Below are 18,528 nucleotides of genomic sequence, written 5' to 3'. Positions count from 1 at the left end.
TGATAAAGGGTTAAAGACGGTGTTCGTCCTGGGTTTCAAAGACTGGCGCCTTGGCCTTTTTCGGCACCATGCGTTTGCTGGCGAACACCACCAGCGCCTGATAGGCCGCCGGCAGGCAACGAGCCAGCAGGTCCAGGGCGTAGGCGTCGCGGCCGATCAGCACGCGGCGCTTGTTTTTGCGCACACCGCGCAGGATCACTTTGGCGGCTTGGTCGGCGTCGGTGATGAACAACTTTTCAAAGTCGGCCCGGGCCTGTTGTTCGCTGTGGATCAAGAATCCGGTCATGTTGGGATCGATCCGGCTGCTGCGGCAGATGTCGGTGCGGATCCCGCCGGGGTGCACGCAGGTGGCCGAAACACCGCCACGCTGCAGGTCCAGCTCCTGGCGCAGGGATTCGGTAAAACCACGTACGGCGAACTTGGTGGCGTTGTAGGCACTCATTCCGGGTTGGGCGAACAGGCCGAATACGCTTGAGGTATTGATCACATGCCCGTCGCCAGAGGCCTTGAGGTACGGCAGAAAGGCCTTGGTGCCGTGGACCACGCCCCAGAAGTTGATGCCGACGATCCATTCCAGATCGGCGTAATCCACACCTTCGACGGTGCTCGACAAGGCGACGCCGGCATTGTTGAAAATCAGATTGACCTGGCCATGCTCGGCAAAGCAGCGGGCAGCCCAGTCGAGCATTGCCTGGCGGTCGGAAACATCCAGTACTTGAGAGGTGACGAGCACGGGCGACAGGGTCGAGGTCTTCACCAACTCCACCGTCTGTGCCAGGCCTTGGCTGTTTTTATCGGCCAGGGCCAGGTGGCAGCCCTCCCGAGCCAACGCCAGGGCCAGCGCGCGGCCCATGCCTGATGCAGCGCCGGTGATGGCTGCTACGCGGCCGGTAAATGATTTCATGACAGGCTGCCCTCCGCCGTGGTGTTGGGGTGCAAAAGTGGACGCGAATCAGCCGTAACAGGTGCTGTGCTGACCACGTAATCCTTGAGGGAAAAATGCCGGGTGATCTGTTTGAAACGCCAGGTTGAGCCGGGCCACAAGGTGGTGTTCTTGCCGGTGCGCGGGTCGAGGTACCAGCTTTGGCAGCCACCGGTGGACCAGATGGTGCGTTTGAGCTTTTCTTGCAGGGTGAGGTTGTAGGCGCTTTCCACGGCGGGCTTGACGTCTACCGTGTCGAAGCGTTGTCGCTGCATCTGCTGCAAGGCATCGAGGATGTAGGTGACCTGGGCTTCGATCATCAGAATCATCGAGTTATGCCCCAGCCCGGTGTTGGGGCCGACGATCAGGAACAGGTTGGGATAACCCGGCACGGTGGTACCCAGATAGGCATGAGCGCCGTCGCGCCAGGTGTCCATGATGTCGATTCCGTCGCGGCCGATGATGCAGCCATGGGGCAGGGGATCGGTGGCCTGGAAGCCGGTGCCGAAAATCAGGCAATCCGCCGGGTGTTTGATGCCATCGGCGGTGATCACGCCATCGGCGTCGATACGCGACACGCTGTCGGTGACGACCTGCACATTGCTGCGTGAGAGCGCCGGGTAGTAGTCGTTGGAGATGAGTACGCGCTTGCAGCCGATGGTGTAGTCGGGAGTCAGGGTTTTGCGCAGGGAAGGGCGAGCCACTTGTTTATGCAAGTGACGCACGGCGATCTTTTGCACCAGCTTCATCAGTTTAGGATGCAGGGCAAAGCCCGCCACGCGACTTTCCAGGGCCAGGTAGAGCGCGCCGCGAACCAGACGCTGGGTGAAGGGCAGGTGTTTGAAAACCCAGCGTTCAGCGCGTGAAATCGGCCGGTCCCGCTTGGGCATGATCCATGGTGGGGTGCGCTGGAACAGGTCCAGGTGCGCCACGTGCGGCGCAATCTGCGGCACGAACTGAATGGCACTGGCACCGGTGCCGATCACCGCCACGCGTTTGCCTTTCAATGAATAGTCGTGGTCCCACAGTTGGGAGTGGAAGCGTTTGCCCTTGAAGCTGTCCAGGCCAGGAATGTCCGGCAGCGCGGGGCGCGACAGGCCGCCCATCCCCGATACCAGCACTCGGGCGCTGACCTGGCGGCCATTGCTGAAACTCAGGTTCCAGCGTTGCTGTTCATCATCGAATACGGCTTGGTCCAGGCCCATGCCGAAGCGCAAGTAAGACGCCAGTTCGTAACGGTGGGCGCACTGTTCCAGGTAGGCGCGAATCTCGGCTTGGGGCGCGAACTGGCGTGTCCAGTCCGGGTTGGGCGCGAAGGAAAACGAATAGACATGAGATTGCACATCGCAGGCGCAGCCGGGGTAGTGGTTGTCGCGCCAGGTGCCGCCGAGGGTGTCCGCCTGCTCGGCAATGAAAAAGTCGTGCAGGCCTGCTTCCTTGAGTTTGATCGCCATGCACAGCCCGGCGAAGCCTGAGCCAATGATGGCGATGTCAACGCGATCCCCTGTGGTGTCCTGCTGGGAATAAGCATTCATAAGGTGTCCCTCGTGGGCGCTGTGCGCCTTGCGGGTTGAGGCATCGGATGGGCTCCTGTTTTTGTTATGGCTTGGGCTAACTGATTCGCCACAAATAGATAGAACACCATTGCAAAGAAAAATTGAATTAATTATTTTAAAAAACATTTTAAATAATGTGCCTGAAAAATATCGCCTACGCTACGAACCAGTTCCTCAAGTGCGAGCTGTCCGACGGATGAGCGCTTTACGCATGCAACAGGGTCCAGGGTGTGGACGATTGGCTGGGGGCTCGATCAATTCCGGTCGGCCTCCAAGCACAGGGAAGCAGAGGGCCGAGCTATGGCTGTTGAATGGGTTGTTGCTGCGGGTGTGTTTGTGGGGGCCAGTGCGGTGTTATGGGGCATCAGTGCCTGGATAACACGGCGTATCGAAGCGGCTGTTCCGATCAGCGGGCGCTTCCTGGAGGTCGATGGCGAGCGCTTTCATTATGTAGAAGAGGGCAAGGGCCCGCCGTTGGTGATGATCCACGGTTTGATGGGCAGCAGCCGTAACCTGACCTATGCCTTGTCAGCGCAGTTGCGTGAGCAGTTCCGGGTGATCACCCTTGATCGACCGGGTTCGGGGTATTCCACTCGTCATACAGGCACGGCTGCCGACCTTCCGGCACAGGCCCGGCAAATTGCGACTTTTATCAAGGCGCTGAACCTGGGCCAACCGCTGGTGCTGGGGCATTCCCTCGGCGGTGCGATTTCCCTGGCACTGGCCCTCGATCATCCCCACGCGGTGTCAGGCGTGATCCTGGTGGCGCCATTGACCCATCCTCAACCCATCTTGCCGATGGTGTTCTGGTCACTGGCGGTGCGCCCGGCGTGGCTGCGGCGTTGGGTATCGCACACCCTGGCGGCGCCCCTGGGCATGTTGACCAAAGGCTCGGTGGTCAAGGGTGTGTTTGCGCCCGAGGTCGCACCGGGTGACTTCTCCATCCGTGGCGGGGGCCTGCTGGGCATGCGGCCCGGTAACTTCTATGCGGCCTCCAGCGAGATTGCCCTGGTCAACGACTACCTGCCGGAGATGGTCAAGCGTTACCCGCAGCTCAGCCTGCCGATTGGCTTGATCTATGGCTCGCGGGACAAGGTGCTGGACTTTCGCAAACACGGCCAGGCTCTGGCGGACAAGGTACCGGGGCTGAAACTGCAATTGGTCAATGGTGCCGGGCATATGTTGCCGATCACCGTGCCGGAGCGCATTGCGGCCCTGGTCGAACAGGTGGCCAAGCGTGCCCGGCCAGCGCAAAACGCCATGATCTTGCATCCGCCCTTTGCCCTGGCGAGCAAATAATTGTGGCAATCACGGCGTGTTCAATAGTCCTCAAAGCGTGCTCTAGACGCCTGACCGCACAGATGAAAAACAGACTGTGCGGTCACGTTTCAAAGGGTCCGAGAAAGTAGTTGACGACCTAACGATTACGCGCTATTTATTTAAAAAAATATTTCAATGTTTGTTTTGAAATGATTTTTGAAATGCCTAAGAGCGAATAAAATAATGAAAAAAACGTCTTTTATCGCATGGTTGATTTCCCGGAGCAGTCATCGCTCCCTGAACCTGTTCACTGTTCATTTTGCTTCCCTGCCATGCCGCGTTGCGCCAAGCGCGCGGAGGTTGCCATGAATCAGACGTTGGCAGCCCCGCACGTCTGGACCGATGGCAAGCGTCACTTGTGGTGGCTCGGCATCATGCCTCTGGCAACTCCGTTGCTCTCCGGCGCCCTCGCCATTACCACCGGTGTACAGCAACTGTGGTGGGTCGGCGTACTGGTGATCTTCGGCCTGATCCCGCTGATCGATGGCCTGTTGGGCGAAGACGTCAGTAACCCGCCGGAATCCGCCGTCAGCGGCCTTGAATCCCAAAGCTACTATCGTTGGATCGTCTACACCGGCGTCCTGTTTGTCATCTCTTCGGTGATCATCACCGGTTGGCTGGCGGTCAGCGGCATCGACTGGATCATCAGCGGCGGCCTGCTGCATGCCACTGCGTCGATGGATCCGTCGAGCTGGATGGCGCAAACCGCCAGCTATATCACCGCCCGCACACAATTGCATGGCGAAGTCAGTGGGTTCACCTACCTGGGCATGGCTCTGTCCACCGGCGCGGCCACAGGGATTGCCATCAATACCGCCCATGAGCTGGGTCACAAGCCGCGCCTGTTGGAAGTCATCCTGGCGAAGATCACCCTGGCGCCCACCTTCTACGGACACTTTTACACCGAACATAACCGCGGCCATCACGTTCGTGTTGCGACACCGGAAGATCCGGCCAGCTCGCGGTTGGGGGAAAGTTTCTGGGCCTTCCTGCCACGCTCGGTAGGGTTCAGCGCGCGCTCGGCCTGGAACCTGGAGCGTGAGCGTCTGCGCAAACTGGGGCTGCCGGCCTGGCATTGGAAGAACGGCGTACTGAGTGCCTGGATGTACAGCGTGGTGTTGTGGGGCGCAATGATTGCCTGGCTGGGGATTGGCGTGATTCCGTTCCTGGTGATCCAGGGTGTCTACGGCTTCTCGTTGCTGGAAGTGGTGAACTACGTCGAGCACTACGGTTTGATGCGCCAGAAGTTGCCTAACGGTCGTTATGAACGGTGCTCGCCTCGGCACTCGTGGAACAGTAATCGGATTGTCACCAACATCTTTCTGTTCCAATTACAGCGTCATTCCGATCACCACGCCAACCCGACTCGCAGTTATCAGTCCTTGCGTCACTTTGATGAATCACCACAACTGCCTTATGGCTACGCAAGCATGATTGTCTGGGCGTATGTGCCGTACTTGTGGCGTCGCCGGATGGATCATCGGGTGCTCAAACATTATTCGGGTGATGTCACTTTAGCCAATATTCACCCGCCAAAACGTTTGAAGATGTTGGAGAAATACGGCAATACCAGCAGCTTTTGATATGAAGTAGACAGTTGCTTAAGTACTCGGGATCTGTGTATCGCGCAGGTTTTTATCGCCCCTGATTCATGGGTTTCGAGTACTGACTAGTTGCACGAAAGTTGTTTGACCCGAACAAAAATAAAACCAAGGGAAGGGCGTCAACCATGCAAACCACTGCCAAGTTCACCACCCATATTGTATTGGCTGCACTGGGTCTTATTGTCTATCAGCAGGCCCAGGCCGCTGCGCGTATCGAACCCGCCGGCAGTGCGTTTACCGCCCAGGGGCCTATCAGTTTCTCCAAGGGCGCCCTCATCAGTGCCGACTGCACCATCAAAGTGGTCGGCAAGGTGGCGGCGGATGGCGCGTCCGTCAGTGTCGAAAAAGTTGTGTTCGACGGCGGACTCAAGTGCAGTCGGGTCGAAGCGACCAACTTACCCTGGATATTGGTAGCCAAAGATACCAAGAGTGGTTCGATGTCAAAGATCAGCGTCGACGTGCACGCATTCGGCTTGGGTGGCAAGTGCGGCCCCTCTACGGCCGACGGGACCTGGGATAACGCCACCGGCAAGTTGGAAGCCGTGAACGTGCCCATCGGCGAAGACTGCACCATTAAAACGGTGTCGATCAAAATGCCGCCGACCTTCAAGGTCGTCGAGTAAACGTATTTGAATGTTGTAGTGGTAATTGAATTGAGATTTGGCTGGAAAGGGAAGTTCTGCAGTTTCACCGTGACCTCTCGATCATGGCCATTACCCCCGGCGAAATGATTCGCCATACATGTGAGGAAAAACAATGAAAAGCTTGAAAACCCTCGTTTGTGCAACTTCTTTCGCAATGTGCTTTGGCGCCGCTTCCATGGCGACTGCTGCTTCGGTCTCGCCGGAAGGTCCGTTCTCGACGAATGCGGGCACCATCGTAGTGAAGTCGCCTTCGTCCTTCGGTGCTGCCGTGACCTGCGGCATTACCTTTACCGGCAACGTTAGCGGTGGCGTGGCTTCGATCAACGGCGCTTCCCTGACCGGTGGCGGTCTGTGCAGCCTGCCGACGCTGACCAACATCCCATGGGTACTGACTGCCGCGTCCGCTACTACCGGGACTGTGACCAATGTCGGCTACAAGATCGCATCGGTTCCGGCCACCAACTGCGGGCCTACCACTATTAACGTCGCTTGGACACCAGGCACCAAAACCCTCTCGGCAGCCAATCAGTCGCTGAGCGGCAACTGCACCGTGGTATCGCTGAGCGTTGTGGCACCGACGCTATCGGTTAACTAACTACGGCAAGACTCCGAAAAGGATTGATCACCCGTTGAAAGACCGGTGCCTCGCAAGAGGCCCCGGTCGAGGGGACGCCACCGGCGGAGCCGGTTGTGAGCGGTATTTATTGTCTGGGGAACATGGCAATGCAAAGCCTCAAGAAAACAGCACTTTTGGGTTCGATGTTATTCAGCCTGGGAGTTGGCTCTTCCATGGCAGGCGCGGCGGGCTTCAGCCCACCGGGGCCGTTTAGCAGTACCGGCGGCAGTGTCGTATTGAAATGGCCGGCGACTTTCCAGGCGCCCATGACATGCAACCTCAGCGTGTCCGGGTCCATCGATGAGAACGGTGTGGCGACCATTACCGCTGCGTCGTTGTCGGGCAACAACGCGCTCTGCACCTTGCCCAAAGTGCAGGGGCTGCCCTGGAGCGTGAACCTGAGCAGCGCTTCACAAGGCACCATCACCAACATTGGATTCTCGATGCTCAATCTTGCGCGACCAGGCGAGTCCGTCTGTGGCCCTGGCAGTCTCGCCGTCACATGGGACAACGCCACGCATATGTTGGGGGCCGCCAATCAGGCAATGAACAGCAACTGCACGCTGGTGTCGTTGAGCGTCACGCTGGCCGGCTCGCTCACCACTCATCCTTGAAGTCCACGCACCAGTCACGCCGCTTCAGGCAGGCGCTCTTTGAAAGACGCCCAGTGGGTACACGATCAACCGGCAGGGGCCGGGAGCAAATAATAATAAGGAGTGCCGCATGAACAATAAGAAACAACACGCTCAAACGTTACTGGGACTGGCTTTGCTGGGAAGCCTGATAACGACTGGGCAAGTACAGGCGGGTGGTTTCTCCACACCGACCTATGGCGCTCCCGGTTGGGGCCGTGCCTTCGGTGGTGGTTCACTGTTCAAGAACGATCCGAGCGCCGCTTACAACAACCCCGCAGCCATGGCCTTCATCGATTCGACCATTGCACAACAAACGGTCGATTACGCCCGGGTAAAGATCAAATACAGCGGCAAGGCCTACGACTATGCCGGTAACCCGGTCACCAATACGCCCGTGCTGGACGACTTGGGTAACGTGGGTGATCCGACGCTCAATAACAACAACGGCGGCCAAGGGGGCTTCACGGCCTGGCTGCCGACAGGTTTTCTGGTTATTCCGATCGGCGACCGTTTTGCGTTTGGCCTGAGCCAGGTTGTGCCTCAGGGGATGCGTACTACCTGGGATGAGGGTTCCAAGTTTCGTGACTTTGCAGTCGATACAAAAATCGAAACCGTGGGACTTACTGGCTCGTTGTCGTTCAAGGTAAACGACGAGTTTTCGGTGGGCGGCGGTGCCATTGTTCAACGCAGTCAGGGCTTCGTCAGTCAGAACGTTGACTTGTACGCGGCGGCCGCCAACTCACCGGGACTGGGTGGGTCTCAGTTCCCATCGGGCATCGGCGAGTCGCTGATCAGGGTCAAGGTCGATAATATTTCGGTCGGTTGGTTTGGTGGTGTGGTCTGGAAGCCGACGGCACAAGACACGCTGGGTCTGAACTACCACGCCAAAATCAAAAACAAGATGACCGGCAAATATAACTTCAAGACTGATGCGGTCGGGCGTAATGCCATGACGACGCCTTTCGGGCCCAACGGCGAAACGCTGGTGGAGTTCGCGTACCCGGGCCTCAAGTTGTTCCCGGACGGTGCTCACGCCAGTGTTCAACTGGACATCCCGGCCACGGCGGCGATTGACTGGGTGCATCAGTTCAACGATCGCTGGACCTTGGGCATGAGTGCACAGTGGACCGAATGGTCGTCGTTCCAGGACCTGACGCTGAAATCTCAAGGTTCGACCATTGTGGCGATTCCGTATAACTACAAAAACTCGTGGATGACGTCCATTGGTGGCGATTACAAAGCCACCGACGAACTCACCCTGCGTGCCGGCGTAGCGTACGACCAGACACCTACCCGCAACTCCACCCGCGATCCGCGGATTCCCGACGGTGACCGCTATTTCCTGGCGTTTGGTGCCGGTTATGACATCAAGGCGGTACCGGGCCTTACCATTGATGGCGCGTACTCGCACCAGTTCGTACAAAAGGTCAACCTCAAGACCAAAAACGTCGATCGACTGGGCGGTGCCCAACTCGATGGCAAGGCCGAATCCTCGGGCGATGTGGTCAGCCTGTCGGCCACCTACAAGTTCTAAGGTCGTCCAAGACAGCCGGAGGAGAGGGCATCAAGCGCATCTTGATGCTCGCTCCATACGGTTACCCAAGTCCTCGTTGCCATCTCCTTTCCTGTTGAACACCAAGGCTGACTCGTTCAGTCACTCTTTTTTCGTCAAAGCATTAAATATAAATTTAAAAACAAAATTTGAAATTATCTTTCCAAGTTTGTAGTGTGGCTTTACGCCGCAGGTCTTATCGATCTGCCTCCGTATTGGCTACGCCCTGAATCAAGTGAGGTATCTCCATGGTTATCTGGTTATTGGCGGGACTCGCTGCGGCGATTGCCCTGGCGTATCGACAAGCGTCTGCCACCCTGTGGCTGGGTGCCGGGCTGGTCTGGTTGGCGGGTGGTTATCTGTTCAACGCAGTGGCGGGTTTGGGTGTCACGGTCACGGCGCTTCTGGTGGTGTTGCCAGCGCTGTTGCTTTCCATCAAACCCTTGCGCCGCAACCTGTTGACGAGCAGGGCTCTGGGCCTGTTTCGCACGATCATGCCGGCCATGTCCGACACCGAACGCGCCGCCATCGAGTCCGGCACCGTGTGGTGGGATGCCGAGCTGTTCAGTGGCAAACCCCGTTGGGAGCGCCTGCTGCAAGCCGCGCCGGCGAGCCTGACGGCCGAGGAACAAGCCTTCCTCGATAACGAAGTGGAAACCCTCTGCGACATTGCCAACGACTGGGAAACCACCCAGATCTGGCAAGACATGTCCCCCGAGGGCTGGCAGTACACCAAGGACGCCGGTTTCCTGGGGATGATCATTCCCAAGCAATACGGCGGCAAAGGCTTTTCCCACTACGCCCATTCTCAAGTGGTGATGAAGCTGTCGACCCGTTGCTCGGCGGCGGCAATTTCGGTGATGGTGCCCAACTCCCTCGGCCCGGCCGAACTGCTGCTGCACTACGGCACCGATGCCCAGCGCAATGACTACCTGCCGCGCCTGGCTCGGGGTGAAGACATCCCGTGCTTCGCCCTGACCAGCCCGTATGCCGGCTCCGATGCGGGTGCGATTCCTGACCTGGGCATCGTCTGCAAAGGGATGCATGAAGGCCAGGAAGTGCTGGGTTTCAGCGTTACCTGGGACAAGCGCTACATCACCCTTGGCCCCATCGCCACGGTGCTCGGTCTGGCGTTCCGCGCCGAAGACCCGGACGGCCTGCTGGGCCAGCCCGGTTCCCTGGGGATCACCTGTGCGCTGATCCCGACCTCTCATCCAGGCGTGAACAGTGGTCGTCGTCACTGGCCCCTCAACGCGGTATTCCAGAACGGTCCTACCACCGGCAAGGATGTCTTCATTCCCCTGGAATGGGTGATTGGTGGCCGCGAACAAGTAGGCAACGGCTGGCGCATGTTGATGGAGTGCCTGGCGGCCGGGCGGGCGATTTCCCTACCGTCGGCCAATGTCGGCCTAGGCAAAGTTGCAGTGCGCGGGACCACGGCCTATGCGGCGATGCGCAAGCAGTTCGGTCTGCCCATCGGCAAGTTTGAAGGCGTGCAGGCACCGTTGGCACGTATGGCCGGGCATCTGTATGCGTGTGATGCGGTGCGCAAGGTGTCGGTGGCGGCTCTGGATGCCGGTGAAAAACCGTCGGTGATTTCGGCGATTGCCAAATATCACGTCACCGAGCGTGCGCGAATCATTGTCAACGACGGCATGGACATCGTCGCCGGCAAAGGCATCTGCATGGGGCCGAACAATTTCCTGGCCCGTGCCTACCAACAAAGCCCTATTGCCATCACCGTTGAAGGCGCGAACATCATGACCCGCTGCCTGATCATCTACGGTCAGGGCCTGATTCGCTGCCACCCCTATGTGTTGCGCGAGATGGAAGCGGCGCGCAACACCGACCATCGTCAGGCGTTGGTGGATTTCGACAGCGCGATGTTTGGCCATCTGAGCTTTGTGCTGGCCAATACCGTACGCGCTGCGGTGCATTCGCTGACGGGCGGGCGGCTGATTTCCGTTCCGGATAAAACCGAGCCGGCCCTGGCGTCCTACTACCGTCAAGCCAATCGGCTGTCGGTGGTGCTGGCGCTGATTTCCGATATTTCCATGGGCGTGCTGGGCGGTGCCCTCAAGCGCAAGGAAAGCATCACCGGGCGCCTGGGGGATATTCTGTCGCAGTTGTACATCCTGTCCTGCGTACTCAAGCGTTTCGAGGATGATGGCCGGCCTCAGGCAGACTTGCCGCTGGTGCATTGGGCGGTGCAGGACGCGTTGTTGCGCGCCCATGAAGCCCTGGCTGAAGTACTCGACAACTACCCGTCAAAACCGGCGGCGATGGTGATTCGTGGCTTGAGTTTTCCGTTCGGTATCCCGCAGCGCAAACCCTCGGATCGCCTGCTGGCCCAAGTGGCGGAACTGGTGCAAATCCCGGGGGAAACCCGTGACCGCTTGCTGGCCAACTCCTACGTTCCACGGCCGGAAATCGACAAGCTGGCCTATGGCGAACTGGCCTTGCGCCTGCTGCCACAGGTGGACGTTATCGATGCGCGCCTCAAGACGGCGATCAAGCGGGGCCTGATCGAACCGATGCCTATTTCTGCTACTGCGTTTACCGCTTGGCGCATCAAGGCCCGAGCACTGGACCTGATCAGCGACGACGAAGACACGCTGCTGGGCCGCTATGTGGAATACGCCGATCACGGCATCCAGGTGGACGACTTCCCGCAGGACTTCGGGTTGCTGGAGGCTTTGCAGCGGCGTCAACAGGCGCTGGAGCAAGCAGCAAAACCCAGTGTAAAAAAGCGCGTGAGCCAAGGCGAGAACGCATCGGTTAACTAAATAATGCTGGAGGAATGCGGTCCGTGTGGGAGCGGGCTTGCTCGCGAAAGCGGTGTATCAGTCGATGCATCCGGTGGCTGGCCCACCGCCTCGCGAGCAAGTCGAATCGTCGCACCGCGGCTCCCACATGGATCGGGTTTCCATGGCAAGACAGTGTTGTGAGTGAATCTATATATGAGTGACAGCTATCTATCTTTCGTCAACTCCCCGTGGGGACGCTGGTTCGCCAAGACCGCCGGGTTGCCACAACCGCTGCCGTTGCAGCGCCATCGCAGCGGCCAACAAGGGTTGGCCAACCCGGTGATCGTGGCCGGGGCAGGGCGCCTGGCGGCTGAAGTGCAACGGATCTTCACGGCCACCGACACCGTGACCGCACAACCGGCGACGATCAAGGCGCCGTCCACGGTCAAGGTGCAGGGCGCGGTGTTTGATGCCAGCGAGATCGTCGAGCTCAAACAGCTGGATGAGCTTTACGAATTCTTCCACACCAATGCCCGGCGCCTGGCGCAACACGCACGGGTGGTGGTGCTCGGCACTGCGCCCGAGCAGTGCAAGCACTTGCCTCAAGCCATCGCCCAGCGTGCCCTGGAAGGCTTGGTGCGTTCATTGGCCAAGGAGTTGCGACGGGCGATTACCGTGCAGTTGATCTATGTGGCGCCGGGCGCCGAAAGCGCTCTGGAAAGTAGCCTGCGATTCTTCCTGTCGTGGCGTTCGGCCTATGTGTCGGGGCAAGTGGTGCGGTTGGAAAAACCGGTCGATCAACCCACCGATATCGATTGGGACAAACCCTTCAGTGGTCGCCGCGCCCTGGTCACCGGCGCCTCCCGAGGCATTGGCCTGGCGATTGCCCAAGTCCTGGCCCGTGACGGTGCGCAGGTGGTGTGTGTGGATGTGCCGCAAGCACAGGAGTCGCTGCAGCAGGCGGCCGATAGCGTTGGCGGCACGGCCTTGGCGCTGGATATCACCGCCGCCGATGCCGCACAAAAATTGCAGGCCCATGTCAGCGAACACGGTGCCTTTGATGTGGTGGTGCACAACGCCGGGATCACCCGCGACAAGACCATCGCCAAGATGACCGAAGCCGCGTGGCGTAGCGTGTTGGCGGTCAACCTGGACGCGCCGTTGCAGCTCAGTATGGCGTTGCTGGAAGGGCAAGGATTGAAACCGGGCGGGCGGATTGTCTGTGTTTCGTCGATTTCCGGGATCGCCGGCAACCTAGGGCAAAGCAACTACGCCACTTCCAAGGCCGGGGTGATTGGCCTGGTCCAGGGCCTGGCGCCCCGGGCGGCGAAGCAGCAGGTGACGGTCAATGCCGTGGCCCCTGGGTTTATCGAAACCCAGATGACCGCGAAGATCCCGCTGATGATCCGCGAAGCCGGGCGACGAATGAACTCTTTGTCCCAGGGTGGCCAGCCTATCGACGTGGCGCAAACCATCGCCTGGCTTGCGCATCCGGCGTCCGGTGGCGTCAACGGCCAGGTGGTACGGGTTTGCGGCCAAAGCCTGTTGGGAGCCTGACCATGGATTATGTGACGCAGATTATCGACCCGCCGCCGTCCCGCAACCAACTGTTGTGGAGTGGGGTGCGGGCCTTGCGCAAACCCAAGCTTGACGGCCCACCGACGTTGCCCAAGGAGCGGCTGGTGCGCTCGGCGGTGGAGTTGTCCACCGCCGGTATCGCCGCTTACGGCCGGGCCTGTGGTTTTCGCCGTGAGCAAGGAGTGCCGCTGTCCTATCCCCATATGCTGGCGTTCCCGCTGCACTTGATGTTGCTGACCCATCCGAGCTTTCCATACCCGGCCAGCGGCATGGTGCACCTGGCCAATCGCATTCGTCAGCATCAGCGGCTGGAGGAGGGCCAGGCCCTGCGTTTGGAGGTGTATTGCGAACGTTGGGTCGCCCATCCCAAGGGCCAGGCCCTGAGCATCGCCACCCGCGCCTACAGCGCAGGCGCATTGGTGTGGGAGAGCGACAGCCTGTATTTGCGCCGTGATATTGCCTCACCGGTGGGCGAGCCCTGGGGGGATGCCTTGCCGCTGGAGACGCAAGGCCTGGCCCGCACCCAGCGCTGGGTGTTGCCGGCTGATCTGGGGCGACGGTTTGCCAGGGTTTGCGGTGACTACAACCCGATTCACACCTCGGTGATCGGCGCCCGCTTGTTCGGCTTTCGCCGGGCCATCGCCCACGGCATGTGGACCCTCGGTCGCGCGCTGGCGGCCCAGCAACCGCCGGGTGGGCTGGACATCGCTCAGGCCCATTGCGATTTCAAACTGCCGATCTTCCTGCCCGGCCAGGTTGCACTGTGGAATGCCCCGGCGACCGGCCCGCGCCGCGAGTTTGAAGTACGTAATTTTGCGGGTGACAAACCCCATATGCGCGGCCTGTTTATCTGGACTGCCAGATGACAGTCACCCGCCCCGTAACCCCCGTAACCCCCGTAGCAGCTGCCGAGCGCCAGCGAGGCTGCGTACAGGAGCAACTCGGTTTCAGCGCCCGGCGCAATGGCAGCGGTGCGGCCATACGCAGCCTCGCTGGCGCTCGACAGCTGCTACGACGACATGACGATGACGACGTTGACGAGGGCTACGTATTGATTTCCAAAATGAGAGCCATCCATGAGTGACTACAGCTTCAATCCCGCGCCGACCCGTCGCGTTGCGATTATCGGCGGTAACCGCATTCCGTTTGCCCGCTCCAACACGGTGTACGCCCATGACAGCAACCAGGGCCTGCTGGTCGCCGCCTTGCAAGGTCTGGTGGACCGCTACAACCTCCACGGCCAGCGTCTCGGTGAGTTCGCCGCCGGAGCGGTGATTAAGCATTCCCGGGATTTCAACCTGGCCCGGGAAAGCCTGCTGTCTACCACGCTGTCCCCCGAAACCCCGGCCTACGACCTGCAGCAAGCCTGCGGTACCGGCCTGGAAGCGGCCTTGCTGGTGGCCAACAAAATCGCCCTTGGCCAGATCGAAGTGGGCATTGCCGGGGGCGCCGACACCACCTCCGATGCGCCGATCGGTATCAATGAATCCCTGCGCCGCACTTTGCTTTCGGCCAACCGTGCCAAGGGCACCGGCGCTAAATTGCGCAGCTTGTTGAGCGTGCGCCCGTCGATGTTTTTCAAGCCGCTATTGCCGCGCAATGGCGAACCGCGTACCGGCCTGTCCATGGGCGAGCACTGTGAAGAAATGGCCAAGCGCTGGCAGATCAAGCGTCTGGCCCAGGACGAATTGACCCTCACCAGCCACCAGCGACTGGATGCAGCCTATCAGCGTGGTTTCTTCGACGACCTGATCAGCCCTTACCGCGGCCTGGCTCGGGACAACAACCTGCGGGCCGACACCAGCCTGGAAAAGCTTGCCGGCCTGTCCCCGGCCTACGACCGTCAAAATGGCACGCTCACGGCGGGCAATTCCACACCATTGACCGACGGTGCCTCGGTAGTGCTGTTGGCCAGCGAGGCGTGGGCCGCCGAACGAGGCTTGCCAGTGCTGGCCTACCTGCGTACCGGCGAGACAGCCGCGGTCAATTTTGTCGACGGCAGCGAAGGCTTGCTGATGGCCCCGGCCTACGCGGTGTCAAGGATGCTCAAGCGCGAAGGCCTGAGTTTCGCCGACTTTGATTTCTTCGAGATCCACGAAGCCTTCGCCGCCCAGGTGTTGTGTACGCTCAAGGCCTGGGAAAACGCTGATTATTGCCGCGAACGCCTGGGCCTGGACGCGCCCTTGGGCGTGATTGATCGCGCCAGGATGAACGTCAACGGTGGGTCCCTGGGCTGCGGTCACCCATTCGCCGCCACCGGTGGCCGGCAACTGGCGGCGTTGGCCAAGATGATCCATCAGCGGGGCGGCGGTCGAGGCTTGATTTCGATTTGCGCCGCCGGTGGATTGGGCATCACGGCCATTGTCGAAAAGTAGCTCTACCAAAAACAACAACAAGGAGACTGCCATGAACGCTGTAAGCCTGGAACAAACAGAACGCATCTGGTTGGACGCCTATCTGCCCGGTGTGCCAGCGGATATCGAGGCCGGGATCGAGGACTATCCGTCCTTGCGCGAGGTGTTCCTGGAGCACCTGCAAAAATTTCGTGAGCGCGTGGCTTACGTCAGCATCGGCACCGAGATGACCTACGCCGACTGGCAGGTGCAGGGCATTGCGTTTGCGGCCTGGTTGCAGGCTCAGGGCGTGAAAAAGGGCGACCGGGTGGCGCTGATGATGCCCAACTGCTTGCAGTACCCGATCTGCCTGCTGGGCACGATCCTGGCCGGCGCGGTGGTGGTCAACGTCAACCCGCTGTACACCGCCCGCGAACTCCAGCATTTGCTCAAGGACAGCGGCGCCGAAACCCTGGTGATCTTCGAGAACTTCGCCCACACCCTGGAAAAGGTCGTGGCCACCAGTACGGTCAAGCGCGTGGTGGTGGCAGCCATTGGCGACTTGCTCGGCACCTTCAAGGGTGCGGCGATGAACTTCATTCTGCGCAGCGTGCAGAAACAAGTGCCGAGCTTCAACCTGCCGGGCGCGGTGCGCTTCAACACGGTGCTCAGACAGGGGCGGGGCTTGACCTACCTTCCGGTGGCGATGGATCGCGAAGACCTGGCCTTCCTGCAATACACCGGCGGCACCACCGGCGACGCCAAGGGCGTGATGCTCAGCCATCGCAATATCATCGCCAACCTGCTGCAGGCCAAGGCCTGGGTGGGTGATCAATTGGATCAGGACAAACAGGAAACCAACGTCACCCTGTTGCCGCTCTACCACATCTTTTCCCTGACGGTGAATTGCCTGATGTTCATGTACCTGGGCGGGCGCAACATTTTGATCGCCAACCCTCGGGACGTGAAACGGGTGCAGATGATCCTGCGCAAAGAGCGCTTCAACGGCATTGCCGGCGTCAATACGTTGTTCAACGGCCTGCTGGAAAACAAGGAATTCTGCGCGCGGGATTTCTCCGACCTGCGGATGGTGATTGCCGGCGGCATGGCCACCCACACAGCCGTGGCCAAGCGCTGGAAGGAGGTCACCGGGCTGCCGATTATCGAAGGCTACGGCCTGACGGAGTGCTCGCCGGTGGTGAGCATCAGCCCCATCGATATCTCACGGATGCGTGACATGGAGTTCACCGGCAGCATCGGCGTGCCGTTGCCGTCGACCTGGGTACGGTTTATCCGCGAAGACGGCGAACTGGCGGAGGTCGGCGAGCAAGGTGAATTGCAGGTGCGCGGCCCGCAGGTGATGCAGGGTTACTGGCAACGGCCTGCGGAAACCGCCGAGGTGCTGGATGCCGAGGGCTGGTTGTCCACCGGCGATATCGGGGTGATGAACGAGCAGGGTTACATCCGCCTGGTGGATCGCAAAAAGGACATGATCCTGGTCTCGGGCTTCAACGTGTACCCCAATGAGATTGAAGACGTGGTGGCGCTGCATCCGGGGGTTGGGGAAGTGGCGGCGATTGGCGTGGAAGATGGCGTCACGGGTGAACGGGTGAAAATCATCGTGGTGCGCAAGGACCCGAGCCTGACCCAAGAACAAATCCTCGCCCACTGCCGGGAATACCTGACGGGGTACAAGGTGCCGCGGTACGTGGAGTTCCGCACCCTCGAATTGCCCAAGACCACGGTGGGCAAGGTGCTGCGCAGGGCGTTGCGCTAACAGCATCGATCTATCAAACACCGAGTTCTCAATGTGGGCGGGCTTGTGTGGGAGCGAGCAAGCCCGCTCCCACACAAGCAACTCCCACATTGGATCATCGCTGGGCTTCAGACCTCATCAATCCTGACCCAACGCTCTTCCCGCGCCGCCACGCGAATCGCCGTTGCCAGCCGCTCAACCTGCCACGCTGCTTCAAAGTCGGTGCCGTCCGTACCCTGGCCGGCCAGCGCCATGATCAACTCTTGCACCTCCAGCGTCTTGAGCTCGTTGTACCCCAATTGATGCCCAGCAGCCGGGCTGAACGCCGCATAGCCGGGCAGGGCGGGGCCGGCCAGCAAGCGCTGGAAGCCATCCTGGCCTGCACGAAACAGCCGCAGCTCATTCAACCGCTCCTGATCAAATACGAGTGTTCCTTGGGTGCCGCTGATTTCAAAACTCAGGTGGTTCTTGTACCCATGCTTGAGCCAACTGCTGCTGACCGTGCCGCGCGCGCCGTTGGCAAAGCGCAACAAGGCATGCACCTGATCGTCCACGGCGATCTCCCGCAGTTCCGTGCCGCCAGGCGTGGCAGGGCGATGGCGGTGAACGGTCTGGGTATCGGCGCAGACACTCTGCACATCCCCCACCAGAAAGCGCGCCATGGACAACAGATGACTGCCCAAGTCCGCCAAGGCACCACCGGCATGTCCCACTTCGCAGCGCCATGACCAGGGCGACGTTGGATCGGCCATGAAATCTTCACTGAACTCACCCTGGAAGCTGATGATCTCGCCCAACTCGCCGTTGTCGATCATTTGCCGCGCCAGGCCGATCATCGGGTTGTGCTGGTAGTTGTAACCGACCCGCGTCACCACCCCGGCCGTACTGGCGGCACGGCGCATGGCATCGGCTTGCTCCAGGCTGATCGCCAGGGGTTTTTCGCAATACACCGCCTTACCCGCTGCCAGGGCCGCCATGGCCATGGGGTAGTGCAAGTGATTGGGGGTGGTGATGGCGACGAGGTCGACCTTGGGATCGTCGATCAACTGCTGCCAATCGCCATGAGCCTGGGCAAATCCCCAGGCGGTGGCGCAGCGCTGGGCACGCTCAGTGTCGGCATCGGCCAGGGCGGCCAGCTTGAGGTTCACCGGCAGTTCAAACACCGCCCGGGCATTGTTGAAGGCCAGGGCGTGGGCACGGCCCATAAAGCCCGTGCCGATCAGGCCGATTCCGAGTTCGCGCATAGCCATGGTCCTTTGGATTAT

The 18,528-nt window shown here is 60.1% G+C and carries 14 protein-coding genes; 11 read left to right on the top strand and 3 right to left on the bottom strand.

Going from position 1 to position 18,528, the window contains the following annotated elements:
• Nucleotides 1-10 precede the first annotated feature (10 nt).
• Together J7E41_RS09480 and J7E41_RS09475 are read right to left on the bottom strand one after the other, a co-directional pair.
• Nucleotides 11-904: an SDR family NAD(P)-dependent oxidoreductase gene (locus J7E41_RS09480; RefSeq protein ID WP_214992045.1), complete on the bottom strand. Its 894-nt coding sequence runs from the start codon at nt 902-904 to the stop codon at nt 11-13.
• On the bottom strand, nt 901-2,457 hold the full coding sequence (locus J7E41_RS09475; RefSeq protein WP_214992043.1) for a flavin-containing monooxygenase: 1,557 nt from the start codon (nt 2,455-2,457) through the stop codon (nt 901-903). Before J7E41_RS09475 ends, J7E41_RS09480 begins: the two co-directional genes overlap by 4 nt.
• Before the next feature lie 321 nt (nt 2,458-2,778).
• Here J7E41_RS09475 and J7E41_RS09470 point away from each other — a divergent pair, with 321 nt between their 5' ends.
• From J7E41_RS09470 to J7E41_RS09420, 11 genes are all read left to right on the top strand, one after another.
• On the top strand, nt 2,779-3,777 hold the full coding sequence (locus J7E41_RS09470; RefSeq protein WP_214992041.1) for an alpha/beta fold hydrolase: 999 nt from the start codon (nt 2,779-2,781) through the stop codon (nt 3,775-3,777).
• A gap of 326 nt (nt 3,778-4,103) precedes the next feature.
• On the top strand, nt 4,104-5,381 hold the full coding sequence (locus J7E41_RS09465) for an alkane 1-monooxygenase (protein WP_214992039.1): 1,278 nt from the start codon (nt 4,104-4,106) through the stop codon (nt 5,379-5,381).
• 146 nt (nt 5,382-5,527) lie between these two features.
• Nucleotides 5,528-6,025, top strand: a complete 498-nt coding sequence (gene praA / locus J7E41_RS09460; protein ID WP_214992037.1) for an alkane oxidation protein activator PraA — start codon at nt 5,528-5,530, stop codon at nt 6,023-6,025.
• A gap of 133 nt (nt 6,026-6,158) precedes the next feature.
• The gene (gene praB, locus J7E41_RS09455) at nt 6,159-6,641 is read left to right on the top strand and encodes an alkane oxidation protein activator PraB (protein ID WP_214992035.1); all 483 of its coding nucleotides are present in this window, start codon (nt 6,159-6,161) and stop codon (nt 6,639-6,641) included.
• Between the two features lie 128 nt (nt 6,642-6,769).
• Nucleotides 6,770-7,276 (top strand): alkane oxidation protein activator PraB, encoded by a 507-nt coding sequence (praB, locus tag J7E41_RS09450; protein WP_214992034.1) that lies wholly within the window; start codon nt 6,770-6,772, stop codon nt 7,274-7,276.
• 109 nt (nt 7,277-7,385) lie between these two features.
• On the top strand, nt 7,386-8,831 hold the full coding sequence (locus J7E41_RS09445; protein WP_214992032.1) for an outer membrane protein transport protein: 1,446 nt from the start codon (nt 7,386-7,388) through the stop codon (nt 8,829-8,831).
• Nucleotides 8,832-9,097: 266 nt separating this feature from the next.
• Complete coding sequence (locus tag J7E41_RS09440; RefSeq protein WP_214992030.1) at nt 9,098-11,635, top strand: acyl-CoA dehydrogenase; 2,538 nt, start codon at nt 9,098-9,100, stop codon at nt 11,633-11,635.
• Nucleotides 11,636-11,809: 174 nt separating this feature from the next.
• Nucleotides 11,810-13,153: a 3-oxoacyl-ACP reductase gene (locus J7E41_RS09435; protein ID WP_214992028.1), complete on the top strand. Its 1,344-nt coding sequence runs from the start codon at nt 11,810-11,812 to the stop codon at nt 13,151-13,153.
• A 2-nt stretch (nt 13,154-13,155) separates the two neighbouring features.
• Entirely contained in the window at nt 13,156-14,040 is an 885-nt protein-coding gene (locus tag J7E41_RS09430) for a MaoC/PaaZ C-terminal domain-containing protein (RefSeq protein ID WP_214992026.1), read from the top strand.
• A gap of 210 nt (nt 14,041-14,250) precedes the next feature.
• Entirely contained in the window at nt 14,251-15,549 is a 1,299-nt protein-coding gene (locus J7E41_RS09425; protein ID WP_214992024.1) for an acetyl-CoA C-acetyltransferase, read from the top strand.
• A 31-nt stretch (nt 15,550-15,580) separates the two neighbouring features.
• Nucleotides 15,581-17,284 carry an AMP-binding protein gene (locus J7E41_RS09420; protein ID WP_214992022.1) on the top strand — a complete coding sequence of 568 codons (1,704 nt, stop codon included), beginning with the start codon at nt 15,581-15,583 and terminating at the stop codon, nt 17,282-17,284.
• Nucleotides 17,285-17,391: 107 nt separating this feature from the next.
• On the opposite strand, the gene J7E41_RS09415 is transcribed toward J7E41_RS09420, so the two are convergent.
• Complete coding sequence (locus J7E41_RS09415; protein ID WP_214992020.1) at nt 17,392-18,507, bottom strand: Gfo/Idh/MocA family protein; 1,116 nt, start codon at nt 18,505-18,507, stop codon at nt 17,392-17,394.
• Nucleotides 18,508-18,528: the final 21 nt, after the last annotated feature.

The organism is Pseudomonas fluorescens, assembly GCF_018614655.1.
Lineage (GTDB): Bacteria > Pseudomonadota > Gammaproteobacteria > Pseudomonadales > Pseudomonadaceae > Aquipseudomonas > Aquipseudomonas fluorescens_BX.
The sequence above is the reverse complement of the archived record's forward strand: the minus strand, read 5'-3'. Positions and strand labels throughout refer to the sequence as shown.